Origin of the sequence: Tessaracoccus flavus (assembly GCF_001997295.1) — a bacterium.
Taxonomy (GTDB): domain Bacteria; phylum Actinomycetota; class Actinomycetes; order Propionibacteriales; family Propionibacteriaceae; genus Arachnia; species Arachnia flava.
On sequence record NZ_CP019605.1, the window covers coordinates 2,504,216 to 2,529,410 of the forward strand.

Below are 25,195 nucleotides of genomic sequence, written 5' to 3' on the forward strand. Positions count from 1 at the left end.
GGGCGTAGCACCGCACACCGGTATCGGCCACAATAAGCCTCATGAGACCGCTCCAGAAGCTCATCGTCCAAGAGTTCGGCGTCAAGCCGGAGATTGACCCCGCAGAGGAGGTTGAGGCCCGCATCCAGTTCCTCGCGGACTACCTCACGGCGACGGGAACCGCCGGATACGTGCTGGGGATCTCCGGCGGGCTGGACTCGACCCTGGCGGGTCGCCTCGCCCAATCCGCCGTCGAACGGGTACGGCAGGAGGGGCGCGAGGCCACCTTCGTCGCCATACGTCTGCCCTATCGCATCCAGCACGACGAGGCGGACGCCGTAGAGGCGATGGACTTCGTTGCCGCCGACCGTGAGGTGACGTTCAACATCGGCGACGCCGTCGACGCGTTCGAGTCGGAGTATTCGGCCTCGGTCGGACGTGAGATCAGCGACTTCAACAAGGGCAACGTCAAGGCGCGCCTCCGCATGGTGGCGCAGTACGCGGTGGCCGGAGACAACCGGATGCTGGTGATCGGGACCGATCACGGTGCCGAGTCAGTGATGGGATTCTTCACCAAGTTCGGCGACGGCGGCGCCGACATCCTGCCGTTGTTCGGACTCAACAAGAGGCAGAACCGCCACCTGCTGCGCCACCTCGGCGCCCCGGAGAGGATATGGGCCAAAGTCCCGACCGCCGACCTCCTGGACGATAAGGCGGGGCAGCCCGACGAGGTGGAGCTCGGCATCTCGTACGACCACATCGACGACTATCTCGAGGGCCGGGAGGTGCCGGACGCGGCGGCCGAGCGGATCGAGCAGGTCTGGTGGCGCAGTCGGCACAAGCGGACCGTCCCCGTGACGATCACCGACGGTTGGTGGCGCGAGCAGTATCCGGGAGGCGACCGTGGGTGAACGTGCGCTCGTCGTCATCGACACGCAGAACAGCAGCGAGCTCTACGAGCAGCCCGCCGTCCCCACCGCTCCCTGAGCAGGGCCAGCGAGCTCTACGAGCAGCCCGCCGTCCCCACCGCTCCCTGAGCAGGGCCAGCGAGCTCTGCGAGCAGCCCGCCGTCCCCACCGCTCCCTGAGCAGGGCCAGCGAGCTCTGCGAGCAGCCCGCCCGTCGAAGGGTCGTAGCCTCCAACCCTTCGACAAGCTCAGGGACCTTGCGTCGACAAGCTCAGGTGTCATGGGACAGGTTCTGCCAGCCTGCCGTCGTCGCGTTACGGGACTGGCCCCGTCGGAGTCCCCCGGCGCTTATGCTCGAACGCGTGATTGAGTTCGACAGCGTCTCCAAGGTCTATCCGGACGGCACCGTCGCGGTCGACAACTTCTCGCTGACCATCCCCTCCCACACGACGATGGTGCTGCTGGGCTCCTCCGGGTGCGGCAAGACCACCCTCATGCGGATGGTCAACCGGATGGTGGACCCCACGTCCGGTCAGGTCCGCATCGACGGCGATGACGTGCTCTCCCGCGACCCCGTGCAGCTGCGTCGGTCGATCGGCTACGTGCTCCAGAGCGCCGGGCTGCTCCCCCACCGCACCGTCGGCGACAACGTCGCCACCGTTCCGCGTTTGCGGGGCGTTCCCCGACGCCAGGCCCTCGCCGACGCAGCGCAGCTGCTCGAGCGGGTCGGGCTCGATCCTGCCCTCGCAGCGCGATACCCAGGGCAACTGTCCGGAGGCCAGCAGCAACGGGTGGGCGTGGCCCGCGCCCTGGCCACCGACCCGAACATCCTCCTGATGGACGAACCGTTCGGCGCGGTGGACCCCATCGTCCGCCGCGAGCTTCAGGACGAGCTGCTCCGGCTCCAGGCTGAGCTCGGCAAGACGATCGTGTTCGTCACCCACGACGTCGACGAGGCCTTCCGGCTGGGCGATCAGGTGGCGGTGCTCAGGCCGGGCGCCGACATCGCTCAGCTCGGCACGCCCGCCGAGATCCTCGCCGAACCCGCCGATCAGTTCGTCCGCACCTTCATCGGCGCCGATCGCGCCGAGCGTCAGCTGAGCGTGGTCACCGCGCACGGGCGAACACTCGTCGTCGACGGCGACGGCAAGGCCCTGGGCGTGGTCACGTGACCTGGCTCACCTACAACTGGGGGTGGGCCCTCGAACTGCTGTGGGCACATCTCCTGCTCGCGGTGCCGGCGATCGTCGCGAGCGTGCTCATCTCCGTGCCGCTCGGCCGGCTCGCGCACCGCCGCCCGCGAGCGGGCGGGACCGTCCTCGGGTTCGCGAGCCTCCTGTACGCCATCCCCGCGCTGCCGCTGCTCATCGTGATCCCGGCCCTGACCGGCACGTCGATCCGTTCGTCCGCCACCATGATCATCGCGCTGACCATCTACGGAGTCGCCCTGCTCGTCCGCTCGGCTGCAGACGCCTTCTCCTCGGTCGACACGACGGTGAGCGACGCAGCCGTCGCCATCGGGCACTCTCCGCGCAGCGTGTTCTGGCGCGTCGAGCTGCCGCTTGCCGTGCCCGTGATCGTTGCGGGGACGCGCGTGGTGACCGTGTCGACGGTCGGGCTCGTCACCATCGGCGCGCTGGTCGGGGTGCCGAACCTCGGCACGCTGCTCACCGACGGCTTCCAGCGCGGCATCACCGCAGAGGTGGTCACGGGGGTCGTGCTCACCGTCGTGCTGGCCCTGGTGCTGGATGCGCTGCTGCTGGCGGTCGGGCGTGCGCTGACCCCCTGGCGACGGACACCTGCCCGCGTGAAGCCCACGGCGGTGACGGCGTGAACCTCTTCGCCGACGCCGCGGCGTGGCTCGCCGACCCCGCGAACTGGACCGGCCCATCCGGGCTGCCCACGCGCCTCCTGGAGCACCTGCTCATCACGGCCGCTGCGGTCTGCATCGCAGCCGCCGTGGCGATCCCCGCGGGGCTGCTGGTGGGCCACACCGGGCGCGGGGCCGGCGTCGTCGGAGCGGTGGCAGGCGGCGCGCGGGCCATCCCCTCACTCGGGCTGCTGACCTTGTTCGGGCTGTGGCTCGGCATCGGGTTGGAGGCTCCGCTGCTGACTCTCGTGGTGCTCGCGCTGCCATCGTTGTTGGCCGGCACCTATTCGGGGGTCCAGGCGATCGACTCGAGCATCCCGGCGGCGGCGCGCGCCGTCGGCCACTCACCCGCGCAGGTGCTGCTCACCGTGGAGGTGCCGCTTGCGCTGCCCGTCATCCTCGGCGGCCTCCGCGCTGCGACGCTCCAGGTGGTGGCCACGGCGACGCTGGCTGCCTACACGGCCGATTTCGGCCTCGGGCGCTACCTCTTCGCGGGGCTCAAGAGCCGCGACTACCCGCAGATGCTCGGAGGCAGCCTCGTCGTCATCGTCTTGGCGCTCGCGCTCGAGATCCTCTTCGCAGTCTTCCAGCGGATCGCCTCCCGCAAAGCCTGGCCTGGTCGGACGCAGACAAGGGCGCTAGCCACCGGGTAGATTCGCTCCATGAGCAGACGCTTCACCCTCCCCGTTGCCCTTGTCTCCGTCCTGGCCCTGGCCAGCTGCGGCGGCGGCGATCCGCTGTCCACCAGTGAGCCCGACGGTAGTCAGCCGAGCCAGACGATCGTCGTCGGCTCCCAGGACTACTACTCCAACGAGATCATCGCCGAGGCCTACGCGCAGGCATTGGAGGCCGAGGGGTACACCGTCGACCGCCAGTTCCGGATCGGGCAGCGCGAGGCATACCTCCCCGAGATCGAGTCGGGCGCGATCGACCTCTTCCCCGAGTACACCGGGCCGCTGCTCCAGTACTGGTCGCCGGAGCCGGAGGAGCGCCTGTCCGACGAGGTCTACGAGGCGCTCGAGGGGGTCGTCCCGGACGGACTGCGTGTGCTGGACCAGTCCGAGGCGACCGACCAAGACTCCTACACCGTGACCCGCGCCTTCGCCGACGAGTGGGATCTGGAGCAGGTCAGCGACCTCGCCAACGTCGACACCCCGCTGACCCTGGGCGCGAACTCCGAGGCGGAGTCGCGGCCCAACGGCCCGCAGGGCCTGAAGGATGTCTACGGCGTCGACGCAGCGTTCACCCCGATCGAAGACGGCGGCGGCCCGCTGACCGTCAAGGCACTGAACGACGGCGACATCCAACTGGCCATCATCTACACCGCCGACCCCACCATCCAGGAGAACGACCTGGTTTCCCTCGAGGACGACAAGGGGCTGTTCCTCGCCTCCCACGTCGTGCCACTCGCCAGCGACGACGTCGACGACGCCGCCGCTTCCGTCATCAACGAGGTGAGCGACGCGATGAGCGCCGAGGATCTCGTCTCGCTCAACGCCCGCAGCGTGCAGGAGCAGCTACCCGCGGCCGACATCGCCCGTGACTGGCTGGCCGACGAGGGCCTCGTCGACTGACGCCGCGGAGACCGAAACGCCAACAAGCAGCCGGATGAGCCGGCGACACTGAGCGACGCCCGCGATATCTCGCGGGCGTCGCTGATTCCCGCCGGCCTTCGCTCGGCCCGATTGGCGTCGGCACCACCCTGAGCCAGGCTGAGGCCAGCCGACGCGGGGCGCGCGATCACCCCCGCCGTCGGGCCTCTTCCCGCGCCCGGCGCCCCTTCCTGAGAGATTCTTAGCGAATTATTAGACCTCCGCCGTGGTCGCAGCGCTGACTACCACGGCCCGAGGACTCCTTTCCTGAGAAAGTGGCCGCAAATCGTCGGCTCAAGCGCCTTCAGTTTGACTCACCCTCCGCTTCTCGGGACGGTGGTATACCCCGACCTTGCGGCGCGCCCTGCGCAGATGAGTGCTCCCAGCACCCGGATTTCGCCGCGTTCTCGGTCGGGGTCGTCCGCTGGGATCGCATGATCTCGGCCGGGCACGTCAACCCGTTTCCGGCACCAAGGAGTGATGTGAGCGCGATCCAGGCCTCTCACGTCTACAAGATCTTCGGCCGACGCCCCGAATCCGGCGTCACCAGACTCAACGAGGGCGCCACCCGCGACGACCTGCGCAAGCAGGGTCTCACCGCCGCCGTCATCGACGCGAGCTTCGAGGTGGAACCCGGCGAGATCTTCGTCGTCATGGGGCTGTCGGGCTCCGGCAAGTCAACCCTCATCCGCATGGTCAACGGGCTCCTTCCCATGACTGCGGGCGAGATGATCATCCACGGCAACGACCTGGGGAAGCTCAGCAAGCCGGCGCTCCGCAAGGTGCGCCGCGAGAACATCTCGATGGTCTTCCAGCACTTCGCGCTGCTCCCCCACCGCACAGTCGGTGAGAACGTCGCCTATGGCCTGAAGATCCAGGGCCTCAACCGGATCGACCGCGAGGCCAAGGCCGACGAGGCGCTCAAGATGGCGGACCTCGACGGCTGGGGCGGCTACAAGCCCGGGGAGCTCTCCGGCGGAATGCAGCAGCGCGTCGGCCTGGCCCGCGCTCTGGCGAGCGAGACCGACATCCTGCTCATGGACGAGGCCTTCTCGGCCCTCGATCCGCTGATCCGGCGCGGCATGCAGGACCAGCTCATCGAGCTGCAGCGCAAGCTGGACAAGACCATCTTGTTCATCACGCACGACCTCAACGAGGCCATGCGGCTCGGCGACCGCATCGCGATGATGCGCGACGGCCGGATCGAACAGATCGGCACCGCCGAGGACATCCTCAACGATCCCGCCTCCAACTACGTCGCGCGCTTCGTCGCCGACGTCGACCGGACGCGGGTCCTCACCGCCGGCAGCATCGCGGAGCCCCCGTACGCCGTCCTCGGCAGCGACCAGGGCCCGCAGGCCGCCCACAAGCTGCTTCGTGAGCATCAGCCATCCTGGCTGCTCGTCGTCGGCCGTGACCGCACGCCGAAGGGCTTCGTCTGGGAAGAGGACGTCGCTCGGGCTGTCCGCACGGGCCAGCGAGAGCTGCCGTTCTCCGACGTCCACGAGATGCACACCGTCCAAGAGGACACCGCCATCAACGAGCTTTTCGAGCTCTCCGCCCAGCACCGGGCCCCCCTGGTGGTCCTCGACGGGCATGAGCGCGTCGTCGGCGTCATCCCCCGCGTCACGCTGCTGGCCGCCGCGGGGCAGGCCGCGACCAGCGACGTCGAGGACGATCCCGTCCTCAACGACCAGGCTGACCTGGAAGGAATCGGCGCATGACCCTCCTCGACACCGGCCTTGTGCCACGCATCCCCGTCGGCCAGTGGATCGACTCAGGCATCGACTGGATCACCACCAACCTCGACGCGCTCCTCGACGTCATCAGCGACGCCGGCACCTCGGTCACCGAGGGGCTGGCCTGGCTGCTCCTGCTGCCGCACCCGCTGATCATGGTGGCCATCTTCGGGCTGCTGAGCTGGCTCGTGCGCTCCTGGAAACTTGCCGTGGGCGTGGCCATCTCGTTCCTGCTGATCATCTCGATGAACCAGTGGGAGCAGGCCATGCAGACGCTGGCGCTCGTCCTGATCGCGACGCTCACGGCGGTGATCATCGCCGTGCCGCTGGGGATCTGGGCTGCCAGGAGCGACACGGTCAGCGCCATCCTGCGTCCGGTCCTCGACCTGATGCAGACCATGCCGGCCTTCGTCTACCTCATCCCGGCCGTGACGTTCTTCTCCATCGGCGTCGTGCCCGGCCTCTTCTCCACCATCATCTTCGCCCTGCCCCCCGGGGTCCGGCTCACCGAACTCGGGATCCGCCAGGTCGACTCCGAGACGGTGGAGGCTGGGCAGAGCTTCGGCGCCACGGACTGGGAGATCCTGACCGGGATCCAGTTGCCCCTGGCCGTTAGAAGCATCATGGCCGGCGTCAACCAGGTCATCATGCTGGCCCTCTCCATGGCTGTCATCGCCGGCATGGTCGGGGCCGACGGCCTCGGCAAGGAGGTCGTCTCCGCGCTCGCCACCATCAACATCGCCAAGGGTGCCGAGGCAGGTCTCGCGATCGTGTTCCTCGCGATCTTCCTTGACCGCTTCACCTCGGCGCTCGGGGCCCCTGCAGACCACAGCTCTTCGCTGCTCGCGACTTGGAAGAAGAAGCGCACAGCAAAGAGCATCCACGCAGCCACCGCTGCGTGATACCGAAAGGAACCACATGTTCACCACTGGAATTCGAAAGTTCGGCATCGCTGCTCTCGGCGTCGCCATGACCGCGACCATGGCCGCCTGCGGCACCGACGACACGACGGAGACCGGCACCACCGGCACCGAGGACAAGGGCACCATCACGCTCGGCTTCATCCCGTCCTGGACCGACGGCCGCTCGACCGCCTACCTGCTCGAGAACAAGCTCGAGGAGATGGGCTACGAAGTCGAGATGGAGGAGCTCAGCGAGCCCGGACCGCTCTACGCGGGCCTCGCTCAGGGCGACATCGACATGTACCCGTCCGCCTGGCCCGAGGTCACCCACGCCTCGTTCATGGAGGAGTACTCCGACAGCATCGAGGACCTCGGCTCCTACTACGACAACGCCAAGCTGACCTGGGCCGTACCCGAGTACAGCGAGATCACCTCGATCGAGGACATCCCGGACTACGCGGACGCCCTCGACAGCCGGATCATCGGTATCGAGCCCGGCGCCGGTCTCACCAAGGCCTCGCAGGAGCAGGTCATCCCCCAGTACGGGCTGGATGACTGGGAGCTCGTCACCTCGTCGACCACCGCCATGCTCGCTGAGCTGAGCAAGGCCGTCGACAACGAGGAAGAGATCGTCGTCACGCTGTGGCGTCCCTTCTGGGCCAACAGCGAGTTCGGGATGCGCGACCTCGAAGACCCCGAGGGCGCACTCGGCGAGGCCGAAGGCCTCCACTTCCTCGCCCGCTCCGGCTTCTCCGAGGATCACCCGGAGGCCGCTGAGTGGATCAGCGAGCTTCAGCTGAATGACGAACAGTACGGCGCCCTCGAGGACACCGTCGTCAACCAGTACGAAGAAGGCCAGGAGGCCGAGGCCATCGAGGCGTGGCTCGAAGGCAACGCGGACGTCCTTCCCGCGTCCTGACCCACAGACCCTCACAGGGGGAGCATCGCGAAGCGTTGCTCCCCCTGTCTGCATCCAGCGCCAGCTGGCAACGCGCGGCGACCGTCGCGTGACGCAACCGAAAGGAATCACCACCATGACCACCAACGCAGTCCGCAGAATCGGCGGCGCTCTGTTGGCCGGAACGATGGCCCTCGGGTTGGCCGCCTGCGCGGAGACCGAGGCCGGAGACAAGGAGATCTCGATCGGCTACATCCCGCCGTGGTCGGATACGAGAGTGGCGGCCGCCCTCATGACCTACAAGGCCGAGGAACTCGGCTACGAGGTCGAGTGGGAGGACGTCGGTGAGCCCCCGCTGCTGTTCGCCGGCGTCGCCGAGGGTGATATCGACGTCTACGCCTCGGCATGGGCCGAGCGCAACCACGCCGCCTTCATGAACGAGTTCGGCGACCAGCTCGAGGACCTCGGCCCCTACTACGAGGGCGCCGGGAACTTCCTCGCGGTCCCCGAGTACAGCGCGATCACGTCCATCGACGAGATCCCCGACCACGCCGAGGCGCTCGACGGCCGCATCATCGGGATCGAGGCCGGAGCCGGTCTGACGAAGCAGGTCCAGGAGGATGTGCTGCCCGCGTACGGGCTGGATCAGTCCATGGAGTTCGTCACGTCGTCGACCACCGCGATGCTCGCCGAGCTGAAGGGCGCGATCGATTCCCAGGAAGAGATCGTGGTCACGCTCTGGGCGCCGTACTGGGCGGCCACCGAGTTCAACGTGCGGCCGCTCGAGGATCCTCAGGGCGCCTTCGGTGAGACCGAGGGAATGCACTACGTGGCGACGGTGGGCTTCTCCGAGGAGCACCCCGAGATCGCGCAGTGGGTGAGCGACTTCCTGGTGGACGAAGAGGAGTTCGCCTCGCTGGAGAACATGATCCTCAACGAGTACGAGGAGGGCGAGGAGCTCGAGGCCGTCGAGGCCTGGCTCGAGGATCACCCCGACGTCTTCGACGAGTAACCCGTAGGGACGCAGTAAGGGTCGGTGGACGTTGGTCCGCCGCCCCTTCCGCGTCGTCAGTGAGGCGCGAAACCCAGCTCAGGTCAGGCCGTCACGGCCGCCCGACGAGGGCGCCACATCCCGCGGGTGTTGCGCACCGCCTCGCCGATGGCCTCGCGGGCCGTCTCGGCAACCTCACGCCACTGGCTGACCCCGTCGCGCTTGTTCGGCAGGGAGTACCTGAACACCTTGCGCCAGGCCGAGGCCACCTGCACGGGCAGCGGCCCCGTGACGTAGCGCAGGCCGTGGCGTTCCATGAGGTCGCGGATGCGAGGGGCGATCTGGGAGTACCGGTTGCTGGGCAGGTCCGGGAAGAGGTGGTGCTCGATCTGGTGGGACAGGTTGCCCGTCATGATGTGCATGAGCTTCGAGCCGGAGATGTTTGCCGAGCCCAGCATCTGGCGGACGTACCACTCGCCGCGGGTCTCCCCCTCGATGGACTCGGTTTCGAAGGTCTCCACCCCCTCGGGGAAGTGGCCGCAGAAGATCACGGAGTGCGTCCAGACGTTGCGCAGCGTGTTGGCGATCGCGTTCGCGGCCAGGGTCGACAGGGCCGAGGTGCCCGAGAGCAATGGGTGGACGAGATAATCCTTCGTCATCTGCTTGCGCATCTTCGCCAGCACCACCTTGAGGTCGGCCATGAACTCCTCGTGCGGGTGGCTGCCGTCCTTCCACTCCTTGAGCTTCAGGTCGTACGCGGCGATGCCGTACTCGAAGAACAACGCGGTGAAGAAGTTCGTGACCGGCTGGAACACGTGCTTGAACTCCCACTCCTGGTCGGGGTCGACGCGCAGGATGTTGTAGCCCAGGTCGTTGTCCATGCCGACGACGTTGGTGTAGGTATGGTGCTCGACGTTGTGCGAGCGCTTCCACTGCTCCGCAGGCGAGGCGAAGTCCCACTCCCAGGTGCTGGAGTGGATCTTGTCGTCGCGCATCCAGTCCCACTGCCCGTGGAGGATGTTGTGGCCGATCTCGGTGTTCTCGATGATCTTGGCCACGGTCAGCCCGGCGGTGCCCCCGAAGAAGGCGGGCGGGAACTTCGAGAACAGCAGCACGATCCGGCTGCCAGCCTCGAGGATGCGCTGAGTGCGGATGACCTTGCGGATGTAGGCGGCGTCGGACGCGCCGCGGCTGGCCAGCACCTCATCGCGCAGCTCGTCGAGTTCACGTCCGATCGCCTCGATGTCGGCCGGGCTCAGGTGGGCGATGGGGTTCGCCTTGCCGCTCGACGAGACGTCGGCGCGAGCCTGCGGGGTCGTGGTGGTGATGCGGTTGGGACGGGTCGCCGTTGTGGTCATGGTGATTCCTAGATGGTGATCCGGCACGGGCCTGCGGCGGCCGAGATGCAGGTCTGAATACGGACAGGGTCTTGATCGATGGCTGTGGTGACCTCTCCTGAGCGGAGGTCGCGGACGCTGCCGTCGGTCAGCGGCAGGACGCAGTTGAAGCAGATCCCCATTCGGCAGCCCGACGGCATGAGCACGCCGGCTTCCTCGCCGGCGTCGAGCAGCGTGGTGGCGGCGTCCGCCTCGACGACCACCCCCGACGTCGTGAACGTGACCTCACCTCCGTCGCCCACCGCAACGATCGTCGGGCGGAACCGTTCAGTGTGCAGGAGGCGGCTCAGGCCGTTGAGGGCCCAGTGGGCCTCCGCGTCGTCCAGCAGGGCGGCGGGTCCGCACGCCCAGGTGTGTCGGTCGCGCCAATCGGCGACCACGTCGTCGAGTTGGTCGGGCGTGAGGATGCCGTCGGTCGCCGTGAAGCGGGTGACGAGCCGGATGCGGCCGGCCGCCTCGAGGGCGCGCAGTTCGGCCAGGAACATGGCGTCTCGAACGGTTGGTGCCGAGTGGACGACGACGACGTCGGCCGGGAGCGGAGAGTTGCGGAGGATGCCGATGATCGGCGTGATGCCGGAGCCCGCCGTGAGGAACAGGGCTGCCGGGGGCGGCGGCTGCGGGAGGACGAAGTCGCCCGTGGCCTGGTCGAGGTGGACGACGGTGCCGGGGCCGAGCGAGCGCACCGCATTGCTCACCTTGCCGTCTGGAATCGCGCGGACGGTGACGCTGATCGTGTCTCCGCCGAGCCGGCTCGTGATGGAGTAGGCGCGCCAGAGCCGCACTCCGTTGATGTCGAAGCCGATCCGGGTGTACTGGCCCGGGGTGTGGGTGCGCCAGCCGCGGCCCGGGCGAATGACGATCGTGGTGGCGCCGGGGCCCTCAGGGGTGACGGAGACGATGCGGCCGCGCAGGTCCGCCCCGGAGCGGAGCGGGTCGATGAGGTCGAGGAAATCCTCCGGCACCAGCGGAGTTGCGATGGCCTCAGCCACCCGGCGGGCGCCCTTGCCCAGGCCAGTCAGCGCGCGCTTCGCGAGGCTGCTGGTGCCCTTGGGCTGGGCGACAAGCCCGGATGCGGTCATGCACCCACCTTACGCGACCGTAGGTTACGGGAGCGTAAGTGACCATGATCCGGTGGTCATGAGGGCTGAAAGGCAATGGGGGTGTGCCCCGATGGCGGCGACCACAGCCGCGGCCGTCACCCTTCGACAAGCTCAGGGTCCGGAGCTCACCAGCCGCGCCCCAGGGGTCCAGGTGACGGCTCGGCGGTGGCGTCGGTCAACGGAAGCGCGCCACCGGGCCAGGCGCGCGCGTCTCGTCCCGTCAGCCACCGGTAGCCGATCGTCAGCTTCAGCGACTCGCGTTCGACGCCTTTGGCGTCCGGACGCGCCACGCTCGCGGCCATCACGACGTTGCCGAATCGCTTGCCCTTGGCGACCACTGGTTCCATCCCGATCATCAGGTGCGGCCACCGTTCCGCCAGGCCTCCTGCCAGGCGCTTTCCCCAGTCGAACGGCGCGCGGTCGGTGACGTTGTAGATCACCACCGCCTCATCGCGCACCACGCGACGGAGATGGTCGAGGGCCTCGGCAGTCGCTAGTTCGCCCGGCACCTGGGCCCCGTCGAAGGCGTCGACGATGACGACGTCTGCCCACTCGTCGGGCATGGCCGCCAGCCCCGCCCGGCCGTCGACGTCGCGAACCTTGATCCCCGACCGGGGAGGCAGCGGCAGCTTCCGCCGCACCTCCTCCGTGAGTTCGGCATCCGGCTCGCACACCACCTGGGCCGTGTGCGGTCGGCGCCAGGCGATCCACCGAGGCAGGCTCATCCCCGCGCCGCCGATGTGGACCACCCGGAGCCTCCGCTCCGGCGGGGCGTCGAGCACCGTGTGGTCGAGCAGCATCGCGATGTGCTGCACGTATTCGAACGCGAGGAAGTCGGGGCGGGCAGGGTCGACCCAGCTCTGCCCCGTCGGCCCGAACCGGACCCAGAAGGCTCCGGGATGCTCGGGGTCGGGGTGGAGACGGTCCATCCGATGAGGTTAGCCTGCCCGCCCTCCCACCGGTGCCTCCGGTGAGCCCGTCGGCACTGTTCCCCCAGCCTCCGTACCCGCGAGTGACCGGGTGTAGGCCCGCTCGACGAAGGCCCTCGGCGTGGTGCCACGCTCAGAGGGTGCGTCGAGCGTCCTCTCACCCGGTTCTGTCGGTCAAGAGGGGCTGTGGGCCGGAGAGTTGCACCGTGCCGCGCCCGGCATAGACTCTCGTGCGCCATGAGTCTGAGCCGCCGCGTCCTTGCTTTGGCGGTGCCCGCGTTCGCCGCCCTCCTCGCGCATCCCCTCATGCTGCTGGCCGACACCTGGATCGTCGGGCGCCTCGGCACCCTGCCGCTCGCCGGTCTCGGCATCGGCAGCGGGCTTCTGCTCACCGTCGTCGGGCTCTCGGTCTTCCTGGCCTACGGGTCGACGTCGGTCGTTGCCCGACAGGTGGGGGCCGGCCGGCGCCAGCGCGGCATCGAACTAGGGGTCCAGGCCATGTGGCTGGGAGCGGCCATGGGTGCCGTGCTGGCGGTGGTCATGTGGGTGGCCGCGCCCTGGTTGTCCTCCGCCCTGGGCGCGACCCCCGACGTGCTGCCCCATGCAGTCACCTACCTGCGCTGGTCGCTGCCCGGGCTGCCGCTCATGCTCGTCATGCTGGCCGCCACAGGCACCTTCCGCGGCCTGGCCGACGCCCGGACCCCGCTCGTCCTCTCCGTCTCAGTGGCGGTGCTCAACCTGGCGCTCAATGTCACGTTCGTCTACGGCTTCGGCATGGGAATCGCGGGGGCCGCGCTCGGCACCGCCCTGGCCGAGACCCTGCTGGGGGTGACCGCGGCGGTTCTGGTGGCACGCCGCGCCACGGGACTGCGGCTGGCACCCTCGCTCACGCAGATGCGGCAGAGCCTCGCCGTGGGATTCCCACTCTGGCTGCGCACCGTGACGCTGCGGGCCGCACTGCTGCTGACCACCTACGTGGCCGCCGTCCAAGGCGCTGCGGGGCTGGCCGCCCACCACATCGCCATGAACGTCTGGAACCTCCTCGCCTACGCCCTGGACGCCATCGCGATCGCGGGGCAGACGATCATTGCGACGGCGTTGGGGGCCGGAGACCGGGACGACGCCCGGGCCTCGACGAGGCTCATGATGCGGTGGTCGGTAATCGGCGGTCTCGTCCTCGGGGTAGCCGCCATCGCAACCCGCGAACCGATCGCCGCGTTCTTCTCCACGGACCCGGAGGTGCGCCGCCTCGTCGCTCAGCTGTTGTTCGTCGTCGGCCTGACGCTCGGGCTCGCGGGCTACGTGTACCTCCTCGACGGCGTACTGATCGGGGCCGGCGACGGCCCCTACCTCGCCAAGGCAGGCCTCATCACGCTGGTGGTGTATGCGCCTCTGGCACTGATCGCGCTCAGGCTGGAGACAGGGCTTCCCGCGCTGCTGTGGCTGTGGGGCTCTTTCACCCTGGGCTTCATGGGAGCCCGAGCTGTAACCCTCGGGTTACGGGCCCGAGGAGAGACCTGGATGCGCCTCGGAGACAGCTAGCTTGACAGATCCGGGTAGCGTCGATGCATGAGAAAGCTGGCTCCCGTTGCTCTGGCCACCCTCGCACTCGTCGCCTGCTCGGGCACCCCCGAGCCCGCCACCGCTCCGCCGTCGACGGTGGGCCCCACCACGTCTGCCCCCGCGGCGAGCCCGTCGGCCACCACTTCAGCGACCACCGCGCAGTCGCCCTCGCCGGCCACCAGCGCCGCCTCGGCCGTCCCCGAGACCCACGAGCTCGAGGTCACGGTGCATGACACCTTCGACGAGCCGTGGGCCATGGCCTGGCTACCCGGCACAGACGCCCTCGTCATCACGGAACGCGGCGGCACCATGAAACTGCGTGACGCCTCCGGCGTCAGGGAGGTCTCGGGCGTACCTGAGGTCGTCGTCGCGGGGCAGGGCGGTCTCGGCGACGTCATCCCCGGGCCCACGTTCACCACCGACGGCACCGTGTATCTCAGCTGGGTCGAGGCCGGTGACGGCGGCACCGGCGCCGTGGTCGGCACCGCGAAGCTCGACGTTTCCGCCGCCGCCCTCAGCGACGTCGCGGTCATCTGGGAGCAGCGACCGAAGGTCGATGGCGACGGCCACTTCGCCCACCGCCTGGCCATCCAGGACGACCACCTGTTCGTCTCCTCCGGAGACCGCCAGAAGATGGATCCGGCCCAGGAGCTCGACTCGACGCTGGGCAAGATCCTGCGGCTCACTCTCGACGGCCAGCCCGCCGCCGACAACCCGTTCTCCGGCGAGGACGCCCCTGTGGCCCAGCAGTTCTACTCGATGGGGCACCGCAATCCGCTGGGCTTGGCCTTCGACGCCGACGGTCGCCTCTGGTCGACGGAAATGGGGCCCAAGGGGGGCGACGAGCTCAACCTCATCCAGCCCGGTGCCAACTACGGCTGGCCGGTGGCGTCCAACGGCTCCCACTATGGCGGCGGGGAGATTCCCGACCACACCGACGGGGACGGCTTCGAACCCCCCAAGGTCTTCTGGACCCCGTCGATCTCCCCGGGCTCGCTCATGATTTATCAGGGCACCCTGTTTCCGGCCTGGACCGGGGACGCCTTCATCGGCGGCCTCTCCGGCGAGGTCCTGATCCGCGTCGACCTCGACGGCGAGACCGCCACCGAGGCTGAGAACTGGCCGATGGGCTCCCGTATCCGTGCGCTGTCCGAGGGCCCCGACGGTGCCATCTGGGTCCTCGAAGACGGGCCCGGCGCTCGTCTGCTCGAACTTCGTCCCAGCTGACCGGGTCTAGTTGGTCCGACCACCCGCCGCTCGAGCCCGGAGGGTAGCGTGGGTGCAGCGAGAGGAGACCACACCATGGCGGAGTCCGTGTTCCTACCCCACAACCGGCGCGAGGCTCGCGGGATGGCGCTGGCGTTGGGCCGCGCGGCGGCCTGGGGAGGTCTGACGCTGGTAGATCCGGCCAAGCTCGAAGGCTCCCGGCACACGGCCTTCTGGGCCGCGTGCGCCGGGCTCGGCGCCGTCGAGATGCTCGCCAGCCCGGGTGATGGAACGCTCAGCCTGCGCGCCCGGCTGATGCTCGCGGCCACGACAGCAGGGACGGTCTTCGTCACGCGGGACTGGGCCACCAGGACCGACGCCCGGCTGGTGCGCGCCCTACGCCACGTCCGCGTCAGGCACCCCCGGCGTTGGATGGCCGCATTCACCGCCGCCGGGGCCTTCGCGGCGTACCTGACAGAACTGCAGCCCAGCCCGCACGACGACGTCAGCGTCCCTCTGGTCGAGGCACCCCTCCCCGGAGGGATCCGAGATCTCATCGCCTCCATGCTGCAGGCGGTCGACGGCTATCAGCGTGAGGTGCTGGAGGCTCAACTCGCCTCCGCCACCGTCCTCGTGGAGGATCCGGAATGGCCGCTGACGATCCTCGTCGACGAGTCGCTGCCGGGCACGCTGCTGGGCGAGTTCACCTGGCCGGTGTCGGCGGAGTTCACCCGCGATGGCCGGACGCACCGCCTGTACCTGGACATCGTCGAGGGCCGGCTGGCCGTGTTGGGCCAGTACCTCGCCGACGACCTAGACAGTGCTGTCGACGTCGACTGGTCCTGGCCCGCTGTGAGCGAAGTCACGATCCGTCCCGGCGCGCCCGCCTGACCTGATTATCGGCGTTGGGGGCCCTCATGGCTGCAGGCGAGTGCAGGACCACCCGTCGCTGTCCACCGTGCACCGGACCCGGTCGTTCAGGCGGCTCGGCTGGCCCTGCCAGAACTCGATCTCGTCCGCGACGATGCGATAGCCACCCCAGTTGGGCGGGCAGGGCACCGGGCCGCCCGAAAATCGGGACTCCGCTTCAGCCACAGCCTTCTTCAGGTCCTCCCGGCTGGCCAGCGGCGCAGACTGGTGCGAGGCCCAGGCACCCACCTGGCTGGGTCGGGGCCGCGAGGCGAAATACGCCTCGTCGTCCTCGCGGGTGAGGCGCTCGACGGCGCCGACCACGCGGACCTGCCGCATGAGCGTCGGCCACCAGAACACTGCCGACGCCCCGGGGGCAGCCGCGATCTCGCGACCCTTGGGCGAATCGAGATGAGTGAAGAACACGATCCCCGACGGTGTCACCTCTTTGGCGAGCACCACGCGGGACCGGGGACGCCCGTCCGCGCCCGACGTCGAGAGGACCATCGCCGTTGGCTCCGCCTCGTCGGCCTCGAGCGCGTCATCGACCCAGCCCTGGAGAAAGAGCCAGGGGTCGAACCCCGCGAGATCGTCGGGGAGCGCCTCACCCGAGTAGTCGCGCCGCACATCGTGGAGAGTCATGCCCACCATCCAACCACGGCAGACCGGGTGCCACGCCGAGGGGTCAGGGGCGGCGGTTGACGACGAGGTCGTGACCCTTCGACGGACGCTCCTCGCGCAAAGCGCTCGTCTCTGCTCAGGGAGCGCGCGAGACCCGGCCCGGTCAGTAGCCGATCTGGCGGCGTTCCCACTCGTCGACGGTGTCCTTCGCCTCCTTGAGGCCCGCGCCGGTGAGTTCCCGGTAGAGCTTGATGGCCTGGATCTTGCGGCCGACCCGGACCTCCGCCATCACCCGCTGCTGCTCCTCCACCGTCAGGGGACGTCGCGGCATCTGCACCTGCTGGTAACGGTTCCGCTTCTGCATCGAGGGGTAGATCACCCACAGCCAGATCGCCATCATCGGGATGATGAACCCGAAACTGCCGTCGAAGACCACGGTGAAGCCGACGGCGACGAGGATCATCCACCACTGCGCGTACCAGGGCGTCGGGTCGGCGGTAGGGGGCTCCCCGTAATTCTCCATGGCGCCGTAGGCCTCCATGGCGGCGGGCGGGGGTGGCATCGGAGGCACTGCACCGGGGCGAGGGCCGGGCAGGTCGGAGAACAGACCCTGCAGCTCCGGCATGGTGCGCGCCTCCAGCGCCTTCGCCATCCGGTCGCTGAACTCATCGACGGTGAGGCGTCCAGCTGAGTGGTGATCGCTCAGCAACCGCACGGCGTCGTCGCGCTCGCGGTCGCCGATGCGGAATTCGTGCGGCCCACCAGTCATGGGCTCAGCCTACCCACCGGTCGGCCAGGCGACGTAGTCAGCCCGGACTGGGAACGGCGATGGGGGCGCCGGTCTCCCGGCGCCCCCATCGTCTCCCTGTCAGACCAGGCCGATCCCGTCGTCGACGCGATCGAAGCGGACCGTGCTGCCATCCGTGATCTCGCCCGACAGCAGGCCACGCGCCAGGGCGTCCTCGATCGTGGTCTGCACCAGCCGACGCAGCGGCCTGGCACCGTACACCGGGTCGAAGCCCACCTCGCCGAGCCAAGCCTTGGCGGCGTCGGTGACTTCGACGATGATCCGCCGGGACTGCAGGCGGCGGTTGAGCCGATCAAGCTGGATGTCGACGATCCGGGCCAGCTCATCGCTGGTCAGGGCGTCGAACAGCACAACGTCGTCGAGCCGGTTGAGGAACTCGGGCCTGAACGCCTGCCGCACGATCCCCATGACCGACTCGCGCTTCGACTCCACGTCCAGCAGCGGGTCGGCCATGAACTGGCTGCCCAGGTTGGAGGTAAGGATGAGCAGTGTGTTGCGGAAGTCCACGGTCCGTCCCTGGCCGTCGGTCAGGCGGCCGTCGTCGAGTACCTGCAGCAGGATGTTGAACAGATCGGGGTGCGCCTTCTCCACCTCGTCGAGCAGCACGACGGAGTACGGCCGCCGACGCACAGCCTCGGTGAGCTGGCCGCCCTCTTCGTACCCGATGTAGCCGGGAGGCGCCCCGACGAGGCGCGCCACGGAGTGCTTCTCCGAATACTCGCTCATGTCGATGCGCACCAGCGCCGTCTCGTCGTCGAACAGGAAGTCGGCGAGCGACTTGGCGAGCTCCGTCTTCCCCACGCCCGTCGGGCCGAGGAAGAGGAACGATCCGGTCGGTCGATTCGGGTCCGAGATGCCCGCCCGGGAGCGCCGCACCGCGTCGGAGACCGCCGTGACAGCGGCGCGCTGGCCGATCAGGCGCGCGCCGATCCGCTCCTCCATGTGCAGGAGCTTCTCCGACTCGCCCTGCAGCATCCGACCCACCGGGATGCCGGTCCAGGCCGACACCACCTCGGCGACGTCGGTCGCGCTGACCTCCTCGGAAACCATCGACGGCGTGGCGTCGTTCTGCTCCGCCGCGGCCAGCTCGCGTTCGAGTGCAGGGATCTGGCCGTAGCTGATCTCCGACGCCTTCGCGAGGTCGCCCTCGCGCTGCGCCTTCTCCGCCTCGCCACGCAACTGGTCGATCTGCTCCTTGAGATCGCCGACCCGGTTGAGGCTGGACTTCTCGGACTCCCACAGCGTCTCCAGCCCACGCAGCCTCTCCTGCGCGTCGGCCAGCTCGCTGCGGAGGGCGGCGAGCCTCTCTGCCGAGGCTTCGTCGTCCTCCTTCTCGAGGTGGAAGGCCTGCATGGTCATCCGGTCGACGTCGCGGCGCAGCATGTCGATCTCCTCGGGTGAGGAGTCGATCTCCATGCGCAGCCGCGAGGCCGCCTCGTCGATCAGATCGATGGCCTTGTCGGGGAGCTGGCGCGACGTGATGTAGCGGTCCGACAGGGTGGCCGCGGCCACCAGTGCCGAGTCGGTGATGCGCACCTTGTGGTGCGCCTCATAGCGCTCGCGGAGTCCCCGCAGGATTGCGACGGTGTCGTCGACCGACGGCTCCCCCACGTAGACCTGCTGGAAGCGCCGCTCCAGCGCCGGATCCTTCTCGATCCGCTCGCGGTACTCGTCCAGCGTCGTCGCGCCGATCATGCGGAGCTCACCCCGGGCGAGCATGGGTTTGAGCATGTTGCCCGCGTCCATCGCACCCTCCCCGGAGGCGCCGGCCCCGACGACGGTGTGCAGCTCGTCGATGAAGGTGATCACCTGGCCCTCGGCGTCGCGGATCTCCGCGAGAACCGCCTTGAGGCGCTCCTCGAACTCGCCGCGATACTTCGCGCCGGCGACCATCGAGGCAAGGTCGAGCGAGACCAGCCGACGTCCCCGGAGCGAGTCAGGAACATCCCCCGCGACCAGGCGCTGGGCGAGCCCCTCGACGACGGCGGTCTTGCCGACGCCGGGCTCGCCGATCAGGACGGGGTTGTTCTTGGTGCGTCGCGCCAGCACCTGGACGACGCGGCGGATCTCCGAGTCACGGCCGATGACGGGGTCGAGCTTGCCGCTGCGGGCGCGCTCGGTGAGATCGATGGAGTACTTCTCCAGCACGGATTCGCCACCCTCGGACTCCGCCGAGGTGACGCGCTTACCCCCGCGGGAGGCCTCGAACTGGGCCTTCAGTCCGTCGGCGGTCACACCCGCCCGCTCAAGGATGGTCTTGGCGTCGGAGGCGACGGTCGCCAACCCGATGAGCAGGTGCTCGGTGGCGACGAAATCGTCGCCCAGGGTGTCGGCCAGCGTCTCTGCGGACGCGAGTACCCGGGCCAAGGGCCCCGAGATCGCAGGCTGGCTGACGGAACTGCCCGACGTGGACGGCAGCTTCCCGATCGCCTCGACGGCGCTGGCGTCGACGCGCTGCGCGTCTCCCCCGGCGGCGTCGATGAGCCCGCCGACCGTGTTGTCGGGCGTCAGCAGGAGTCCGTGCAGCAGGTGGACGGGTTCGGTGTTGGGGTTTCCGTTGGTCAGAGCTTGGCGGACCGCCGCAGTGACGGCGTCGCGCGACTTCGTCGTTAGACGTTCGGTGTTCACTCAGATCTCCTCGTGCATGGTTTTCAAAGTTGAGTCTATCTCACTCAACCCCAGAAGACCCTTCGGTATTCCCGCTGTTGCGGCCTCCCCCGGCCCCGGCTCTCTGCGGCTTAGGTCCGCACGCCTGATGGCCGCTGCAAACCCAGTAACCTTTCTGAAATGAACACCCGCAGCGAAGGAACCGAGCCCACCGTCGAGCTGACGGCGCAGGCACCCGAACAGCCCGGCGAGGTGACGGAACAACCAGAACCTGCGACGGACCCGGAATCAGCCGACGTCCTCCCCGAGCTCAGCTTCGACGAAGCCCGCTTCGCTGCGCGACCGGCGCGTCTGCGGCCCCACGCCCGCCGGAAGAAGCTGGACTCGAGCCCCATCGTGGCGCCGCTCGAACCGAGCAGCTCCAACCGCGCCTACGTCGAGTGGCTCGAGGAGCAGTCGATGCTGCACGACGCCAAGCGCGTCTCCCGCCAGCTGGCCGGCGATCACCGGATGTGGTCCAACCCCTACGCGCACCCCAACCCCCGCGCGGCCCTGCAGCGGGCGTCGGTCTGGTACACCGCCTACCCGTTGTCCCACATCACCGGCCCGGGAGAATCGTTCCTCGGCGCGCTCGGCTCCGCGGAGCTGTGGGCGGCGTTCTCGAAGATCGGCATCGACGCCGTCCACACCGGCCCAGTGAAGTTGGCGGGAGGACTGCACGGCTGGGAGCCCACGCCGAGCGTCGACGGCCACTTCGACCGGATGTCGATGGCGATCGACCCCCTCTTCGGCACCGAAGACCAGTACCGCGAGATGTGCGAGACCGCCGCCAAGCACAACGGCACCATCATCGACGACATCGTCCCCGGCCACACCGGCAAGGGAGCGGACTTCCGCCTAGCTGAGCTGAACTACCGCGACTACCCCGGCGTCTATCACATGATCGACATCCCCGAGTCGTCCTGGCACCTGCTGCCCGACGTCCCCGAGGGGCGAGACTCGATCAATCTGACGCCCGACGTCGAGCAGGCGCTGGCCGACGAGGGCCTGATCATCGGCGCCCTCCAGCGAGTCATCTTCTACGAGCCCGGCGTGAAGGAGACCAACTGGTCGGTCACCCCACCGATCCGCGACTTCCGCGGAGTGATGCGCCGCTGGGTCTACCTCCACTACTTCAAGGAGGGGCAGCCCACCATCAACTGGCTCGACCCCACGTGCGCCGGGATGCGGCTCGTCATGGGCGATGCGATGCATTCGTTGCTCGATCTCGGGTCGGGTGGGCTCCGCCTCGACGCGAACGGCTTCCTCGGCGTCGAGAAGACACTCAACCGCCAGCCCGCCTGGTCGGAGGGGCACCCCCTGTCCCAGGCGGCCAACCAGATGATCGGGTCGCTGGTGCGCAAGGTGGGCGGCTTCACGTTCCAGGAGCTGAACCTCGCCATCGACGACATCAAGCGAACCGGCGCCGTCGGCCCGGACCTCAGCTACGACTTCATCACGCGTCCCGCCGCGCAGGTAGCGCTGGCCACCGGCGACACGGAGTTCCTGCGCCTGGTGCTGCGTGAGGCCATGGAGATCGGCGTCGACCAGGCATCGCTGGTGCACGCGCTCCAAAACCACGACGAGCTCACCTACGAGCTCGTGCACTTCGCCGCGGCGCACCGCGACGACGTCTACACGCTGGGCGGGGAGGAGTACCGGGGCGCCGACCTCGCCGAGCACATCCGGCAGACCATGCGCGACACACTGACCGGCGACGCCGCCCCCTACAACGCGATCTTCACCCAGAACGGGATCGCGAGCACCACGGCGTCGATCATCACCGCGTCCCTCGGCATCACCGACCTGGACGAGATCACCGACGCCGACGTCCGTCGGATCACCAACGCGCACCTCCTGCTGTGCATGTACAACGCCTGGCAGCCCGGGGTCTTCGCGCTGTCGGGCTGGGATCTCGTCGGCGCGCTGCCGCTGGCCCGCGACGAGGTGAAGAGCCTCATCGCCTCGGGCGACACCCGCTGGATCGAGCGCGGCGCCTACGACCTCCTCGGCGTGGCGCCCGACGCGAAGCGCTCAGCGTCCGGCATGCCGCGGGCCCGCGCGCTCTACGGCTCGGTGACCGAGCAGCTGAAGAAGGACAACTCCTTCGCCAACCGGCTCGCGCAGGTGCTGCGGGTGCGCAAGCGCAACGGCATCGACTCGGCCAAGCTCGTCGACGTGCCGGAGGTCGGCCACAAGTCGCTGCTCGTGCTGGTCAACGAGCTGGAGATCGGCGCCATCCAAGTGACCGCGGTCAACTTCAGCGCGGAGAAGATCGACGCGCGCATCCAGTCGGAGCTGCTCCCCGAGGGGCGCGTCTTCGACCTCAGCACGCGCAGAAAGGTCGGCACCGTCGATGCGCTGCGCGGCTTCAACATCGAACTGCCCGCCTTCGGCGGTCTGGCGATGATCATCCGCGACTGACCTGGTGGTCTCTGAGCTTGTCACCTGGTCCCTGAGCTTGTCGAAGGGTAACGGCCCTGTGTCCTACCGCCGCCCGTTCCCTGAGCTTGTCACCTGGTCCCTGAGCTTGTCGAAGGGTAACGGCCCTGTGTCCTACCGCCGCCCGTTGCCGCAGGGGCGGCGGCCACCTGCACGGCCGTTACCCTTCGACAAGCTCAGGGAGCACGGGACTCGACAAGCTCAGGGAGCACGGGACTCGACAAGCTCAGGGAGCACGGGACTCGACAAGCTCAGGGGACACGGGGACTCGCTCAGCAGGACGGCTGGCGAACGCCGGTCCAACGCCTATGGATTTTTGACCGTGAACCTTGTCACACTTGGGCGATGGACCCCGGGGATCGCGATGTGGTGTGCGGCGTCGTCGCGGGGGCCGTAGACGCCGACGTCGTCTACCGAGATGACACCGTCATCGCGTTCCTCGACCATCGACCGGTCTTCAAGGGACACGTGCTGGTCTGCCCGATCACCCACGTCGACACTCTTCTGGACCTCCCGGCCGAACTCATTTCGCCCCTGTTCGGCGTCGTGCAGCGCGTCGCCAACGCGATGGAGGAGGCTCTCGGTGCGCAAGGGAGCTTCACGGCCATCAACACGGTGGTGAGCCAATCCGTCCCCCACCTCCACGTCCACGTGGTGCCCAGGACCAGGGGCGACGGTCTCCGCGGCTTCTTCTGGCCCAGGACCCGGTACGCGGAGACGGAGGCGGCCGAGTACGCGGCTCGTCTGCGCGCAGCACTGACTAGGTAGCCGTCGCCAACCCGAGACGCGGCGGCCCGCGCACCCCCGGCGTCGTGCCAAGATCAGGTATGGCTACCTCACGATCTCGCGGCTCCGTCAACGCCATCGAGCAGGCGACCCTCTGGGACCGGATGTGGCAACCGTTCTGGGTGCTGCCCGTCGCTATGACGCTGGGCGCGCTGGCGATGGCGTTGGTGCTGCCCGAGCTGGACAAGGAGCTACGGGGCTGGATGTTCTGGGTGTTCCCGGGAGGTGCGGACGCCGCACGGGGCGCGCTGACGACCATCGCGTCGGCCACCATCTCCACCGTCGGCGTCGTGTTCTCCATCACGATGGTCGTCCTGCAGCTGGCCTCCAGCAGCTTCACCCCGCGGATCCTGGGCTCGTTCCTCGAGAGCCGGGTGGTGCAGGCCACCTTCGGCATGTTCATCGCCACGTTCGTCTTCTCGCTCATCGCGTTGCGGGCGATCCTGAACGAGACCGACGACTCGTCCGGCTTCGTGCCGCGGGTGTCGGTGACCTTTGCGTTCCTCATGGCCATCGGCTGCGTCGGTCTCTTCCTCGCGTTCGTGCGCCACATCACCGAGTCCATCCAGGTCAGCAAGGTGATCTCAAGGATCGGCGACCGCACACTGCGGCTGATCGAGCGCGTACTCCCCGGACAGGACGAGAACGGCGGGGCCGGCCCCACCTGGTCGCCCACGGCGGGCACCCCCTCCACCAGGATCCAGGTCGGCGAACGCCACGGTCACCTGGACGAGATCGACCTGCCAGAGCTCGTCAGGCTGGCCGGGGAGCTTGAAGGGGTCATCGTGCTGGAGAGGTCGCTGGGCGCGTTCGTCACCCACGGCCAGCCTCTTGCGACCTTCTGGGGCGAAGGGTGGGACGAGGATGCCCAGTCGAGACTCGCCTCCGCGATGCGCCTGGCGACGGAGCGGACCACCCGGCAGGACGTCTCCTTCGGCTTCCGACAGCTCGTCGACATCGGCGACCGCGCCCTGTCCCCCGGCACCAACGACCCGACCACGGCGAACCAGGTCATCAACGAGCTTCACAGGCTGCTCCGCGTCATCGTGCAGCGGGTTGTGCCGAGCCCGTACATCGCCGACGACGACGGCGTGGTCCGCGTGGTCGCCCAGGGCTCCGACGTCGAGACGCTGCTCACCTTGAGCGTCCAGGAGCTCGCGCACTTCGCCCGCGACATTCCTCCGGTGCTGAGGCGGTTGCAGCTGATGCTCGACGACCTCGACTCCTGCGCCCTCCCCCGCTACCAGGGCAGCATCGACGCCCTCCGCGAGACCGTCGCCAGCTACGCCGACTGACCCCCGGCCCTGGCCGGCCCTCCGCCTCGAGGCGGGCCCGGCTCAGCGCAGCAGCGCCACGACGTCGCTGCGGGGGCCCTCGTCGTCGGTCCAGGCCACGGTCAGCGTGCCGACGGCGTCGATGGGTACGTCGGCGGCCCGGTCGAGGACCCGGACGAAGTCCAATATCTCACCGGCTGGCTCACCAACCACCCCGCTCCCCGATGCCGTTGAGTCGAGCGGGAGCGCGTTGCCGGCCTGGTCGTGGATCTCGGAGTGCGAGTCGGCCTCCCTGATCACCCGCTCGACCTCGGTACGGAACACAGGGTCGGTCGTGGCGTCGTACCCGTACCTGGTGCCGAGCTCGGAGTGCTCGAGGGTGCCGACCAGCGTGGCCCCCTCCAGCGGGGCGTCGCGCCAGGTGAGCGGAACGAAATAGGCGGCCTCCCCTGCCGCCGCGATGATCGCGTCCAGGCCCACCGCCCCGTCGGGGTCGACGAGCCTGAATCGCGTCGCTTGCCGCACCCGTTCGGCGTCGCCCCGGAACCAGTCCTGGGTCGGCAGCCAGCGCTGCAGAAGTTCGATCTTGGTGGGGGTCAGCGTTGCGTTGGGATGCACTTCGGCGGCGCCGCTCAT

The 25,195-nt window shown here is 68.7% G+C and carries 22 protein-coding genes; 15 read left to right on the top strand and 7 right to left on the bottom strand.

The window, feature by feature from the left end:
• The first annotated feature begins 41 nt into the window (after positions 1-41).
• From nadE to RPIT_RS11660, 9 genes are all read left to right on the top strand, one after another.
• Entirely contained in the window at positions 42-890 is an 849-nt protein-coding gene (nadE, locus tag RPIT_RS11620; RefSeq protein WP_077343430.1) for an ammonia-dependent NAD(+) synthetase, read from the top strand.
• Positions 891-1,248: 358 nt separating this feature from the next.
• On the top strand, positions 1,249-2,058 hold the full coding sequence (locus RPIT_RS11625; protein ID WP_077344319.1) for an ABC transporter ATP-binding protein: 810 nt from the start codon (positions 1,249-1,251) through the stop codon (positions 2,056-2,058).
• On the top strand, positions 2,055-2,720 hold the full coding sequence (locus RPIT_RS11630) for an ABC transporter permease (protein ID WP_077343433.1): 666 nt from the start codon (positions 2,055-2,057) through the stop codon (positions 2,718-2,720). The genes RPIT_RS11625 and RPIT_RS11630 overlap by 4 nt, the downstream gene beginning before the upstream one ends.
• Entirely contained in the window at positions 2,717-3,409 is a 693-nt protein-coding gene (locus RPIT_RS11635; RefSeq protein ID WP_077343436.1) for an ABC transporter permease, read from the top strand. The genes RPIT_RS11630 and RPIT_RS11635 overlap by 4 nt, the downstream gene beginning before the upstream one ends.
• A 9-nt stretch (positions 3,410-3,418) precedes the next feature.
• The gene (locus RPIT_RS11640) at positions 3,419-4,330 is read left to right on the top strand and encodes a glycine betaine ABC transporter substrate-binding protein (protein ID WP_093664940.1); all 912 of its coding nucleotides are present in this window, start codon (positions 3,419-3,421) and stop codon (positions 4,328-4,330) included.
• A gap of 500 nt (positions 4,331-4,830) precedes the next feature.
• On the top strand, positions 4,831-6,072 hold the full coding sequence (locus tag RPIT_RS11645; protein ID WP_093664938.1) for a quaternary amine ABC transporter ATP-binding protein: 1,242 nt from the start codon (positions 4,831-4,833) through the stop codon (positions 6,070-6,072).
• Positions 6,069-6,989, top strand: a complete 921-nt coding sequence (locus tag RPIT_RS11650; RefSeq protein WP_077343444.1) for an ABC transporter permease — start codon at positions 6,069-6,071, stop codon at positions 6,987-6,989. The genes RPIT_RS11645 and RPIT_RS11650 overlap by 4 nt, the downstream gene beginning before the upstream one ends.
• A gap of 16 nt (positions 6,990-7,005) precedes the next feature.
• Complete coding sequence (locus RPIT_RS11655; RefSeq protein ID WP_077343446.1) at positions 7,006-7,908, top strand: glycine betaine ABC transporter substrate-binding protein; 903 nt, start codon at positions 7,006-7,008, stop codon at positions 7,906-7,908.
• Between the two features lie 115 nt (positions 7,909-8,023).
• The gene (locus RPIT_RS11660; protein ID WP_077343448.1) at positions 8,024-8,899 is read left to right on the top strand and encodes a glycine betaine ABC transporter substrate-binding protein; all 876 of its coding nucleotides are present in this window, start codon (positions 8,024-8,026) and stop codon (positions 8,897-8,899) included.
• An 83-nt stretch (positions 8,900-8,982) separates the two neighbouring features.
• Here the strand turns inward: RPIT_RS11660 and RPIT_RS11665 are convergent, their stop codons facing one another.
• The 3 genes from RPIT_RS11665 to RPIT_RS11675 form a co-directional block, all read right to left on the bottom strand.
• Positions 8,983-10,236, bottom strand: coding sequence for a fatty acid desaturase family protein (locus RPIT_RS11665; protein WP_077343451.1), 1,254 nt, complete (start codon positions 10,234-10,236; stop codon positions 8,983-8,985).
• An 8-nt stretch (positions 10,237-10,244) separates the two neighbouring features.
• Entirely contained in the window at positions 10,245-11,354 is a 1,110-nt protein-coding gene (locus tag RPIT_RS11670; protein WP_077343454.1) for a ferredoxin reductase, read from the bottom strand.
• Between the two features lie 146 nt (positions 11,355-11,500).
• Complete coding sequence (locus tag RPIT_RS11675; protein WP_077343456.1) at positions 11,501-12,304, bottom strand: spermidine synthase; 804 nt, start codon at positions 12,302-12,304, stop codon at positions 11,501-11,503.
• Between the two features lie 237 nt (positions 12,305-12,541).
• Between RPIT_RS11675 and RPIT_RS11680 the strand changes: the two genes are divergently transcribed.
• The 3 genes from RPIT_RS11680 (at position 12,542) to RPIT_RS11690 (ending at position 15,964) form a co-directional block, all read left to right on the top strand.
• Positions 12,542-13,846 carry an MATE family efflux transporter gene (locus RPIT_RS11680; RefSeq protein WP_077343459.1) on the top strand — a complete coding sequence of 435 codons (1,305 nt, stop codon included), beginning with the start codon at positions 12,542-12,544 and terminating at the stop codon, positions 13,844-13,846.
• Between the two features lie 27 nt (positions 13,847-13,873).
• On the top strand, positions 13,874-15,094 hold the full coding sequence (locus RPIT_RS11685) for a PQQ-dependent sugar dehydrogenase (RefSeq protein WP_093664936.1): 1,221 nt from the start codon (positions 13,874-13,876) through the stop codon (positions 15,092-15,094).
• Positions 15,095-15,169: 75 nt separating this feature from the next.
• Entirely contained in the window at positions 15,170-15,964 is a 795-nt protein-coding gene (locus tag RPIT_RS11690) for a hypothetical protein (protein WP_143028256.1), read from the top strand.
• 24 nt (positions 15,965-15,988) lie between these two features.
• On the opposite strand, the gene pdxH is transcribed toward RPIT_RS11690, so the two are convergent.
• From pdxH to clpB, 3 genes are all read right to left on the bottom strand, one after another.
• Positions 15,989-16,624, bottom strand: a complete 636-nt coding sequence (pdxH, locus tag RPIT_RS11695) for a pyridoxamine 5'-phosphate oxidase (RefSeq protein ID WP_162274549.1) — start codon at positions 16,622-16,624, stop codon at positions 15,989-15,991.
• Between the two features lie 142 nt (positions 16,625-16,766).
• The gene (locus RPIT_RS11700; protein WP_077344321.1) at positions 16,767-17,372 is read right to left on the bottom strand and encodes a DUF1707 SHOCT-like domain-containing protein; all 606 of its coding nucleotides are present in this window, start codon (positions 17,370-17,372) and stop codon (positions 16,767-16,769) included.
• A gap of 99 nt (positions 17,373-17,471) precedes the next feature.
• Positions 17,472-20,039, bottom strand: a complete 2,568-nt coding sequence (gene clpB, locus RPIT_RS11705; protein WP_077343468.1) for an ATP-dependent chaperone ClpB — start codon at positions 20,037-20,039, stop codon at positions 17,472-17,474.
• A gap of 159 nt (positions 20,040-20,198) precedes the next feature.
• On the opposite strand from clpB, the gene treS reads away from it, so the two are divergent.
• The 3 genes from treS (at position 20,199) to RPIT_RS11720 (ending at position 24,580) form a co-directional block, all read left to right on the top strand.
• The gene (gene treS / locus RPIT_RS11710; RefSeq protein WP_077343470.1) at positions 20,199-22,481 is read left to right on the top strand and encodes a maltose alpha-D-glucosyltransferase; all 2,283 of its coding nucleotides are present in this window, start codon (positions 20,199-20,201) and stop codon (positions 22,479-22,481) included.
• Between the two features lie 363 nt (positions 22,482-22,844).
• Positions 22,845-23,267: an HIT family protein gene (locus tag RPIT_RS11715; protein ID WP_077343472.1), complete on the top strand. Its 423-nt coding sequence runs from the start codon at positions 22,845-22,847 to the stop codon at positions 23,265-23,267.
• Positions 23,268-23,326: 59 nt separating this feature from the next.
• On the top strand, positions 23,327-24,580 hold the full coding sequence (locus RPIT_RS11720) for a DUF2254 domain-containing protein (protein WP_077343474.1): 1,254 nt from the start codon (positions 23,327-23,329) through the stop codon (positions 24,578-24,580).
• A gap of 42 nt (positions 24,581-24,622) precedes the next feature.
• Here the strand turns inward: RPIT_RS11720 and RPIT_RS11725 are convergent, their stop codons facing one another.
• Positions 24,623-25,195 (bottom strand): maltokinase N-terminal cap-like domain-containing protein, encoded by a 573-nt coding sequence (locus tag RPIT_RS11725; RefSeq protein WP_077343477.1) that lies wholly within the window; start codon positions 25,193-25,195, stop codon positions 24,623-24,625.

Bases quoted from the DNA above. Each gene is read 5' to 3' on its own strand.
- nadE (WP_077343430.1), top strand. From the start codon at position 42: ATGAGACCGCTCCAGAAGCTCATCGTCCAAGAGTTCGGCGTCAAGCCG.
- RPIT_RS11640 (WP_093664940.1), top strand. From the start codon at position 3,419: ATGAGCAGACGCTTCACCCTCCCCGTTGCCCTTGTCTCCGTCCTGGCC.
- RPIT_RS11650 (WP_077343444.1), top strand. From the start codon at position 6,069: ATGACCCTCCTCGACACCGGCCTTGTGCCACGCATCCCCGTCGGCCAG.
- RPIT_RS11655 (WP_077343446.1), top strand. From the start codon at position 7,006: ATGTTCACCACTGGAATTCGAAAGTTCGGCATCGCTGCTCTCGGCGTC.
- RPIT_RS11660 (WP_077343448.1), top strand. From the start codon at position 8,024: ATGACCACCAACGCAGTCCGCAGAATCGGCGGCGCTCTGTTGGCCGGA.
- RPIT_RS11665 (WP_077343451.1), bottom strand. From the start codon at position 10,236: ATGACCACAACGGCGACCCGTCCCAACCGCATCACCACCACGACCCCG.
- RPIT_RS11670 (WP_077343454.1), bottom strand. From the start codon at position 11,354: ATGACCGCATCCGGGCTTGTCGCCCAGCCCAAGGGCACCAGCAGCCTC.
- RPIT_RS11675 (WP_077343456.1), bottom strand. From the start codon at position 12,304: ATGGACCGTCTCCACCCCGACCCCGAGCATCCCGGAGCCTTCTGGGTC.
- RPIT_RS11680 (WP_077343459.1), top strand. From the start codon at position 12,542: ATGAGTCTGAGCCGCCGCGTCCTTGCTTTGGCGGTGCCCGCGTTCGCC.
- RPIT_RS11685 (WP_093664936.1), top strand. From the start codon at position 13,874: ATGAGAAAGCTGGCTCCCGTTGCTCTGGCCACCCTCGCACTCGTCGCC.
- RPIT_RS11690 (WP_143028256.1), top strand. From the start codon at position 15,170: ATGGCGGAGTCCGTGTTCCTACCCCACAACCGGCGCGAGGCTCGCGGG.
- pdxH (WP_162274549.1), bottom strand. From the start codon at position 16,624: ATGACTCTCCACGATGTGCGGCGCGACTACTCGGGTGAGGCGCTCCCC.
- RPIT_RS11700 (WP_077344321.1), bottom strand. From the start codon at position 17,372: ATGACTGGTGGGCCGCACGAATTCCGCATCGGCGACCGCGAGCGCGAC.
- treS (WP_077343470.1), top strand. From the start codon at position 20,199: ATGAACACCCGCAGCGAAGGAACCGAGCCCACCGTCGAGCTGACGGCG.
- RPIT_RS11715 (WP_077343472.1), top strand. From the start codon at position 22,845: ATGGACCCCGGGGATCGCGATGTGGTGTGCGGCGTCGTCGCGGGGGCC.
- RPIT_RS11720 (WP_077343474.1), top strand. From the start codon at position 23,327: ATGGCTACCTCACGATCTCGCGGCTCCGTCAACGCCATCGAGCAGGCG.
- RPIT_RS11725 (WP_077343477.1), bottom strand. From the start codon at position 25,195: ATGAGCGGCGCCGCCGAAGTGCATCCCAACGCAACGCTGACCCCCACC.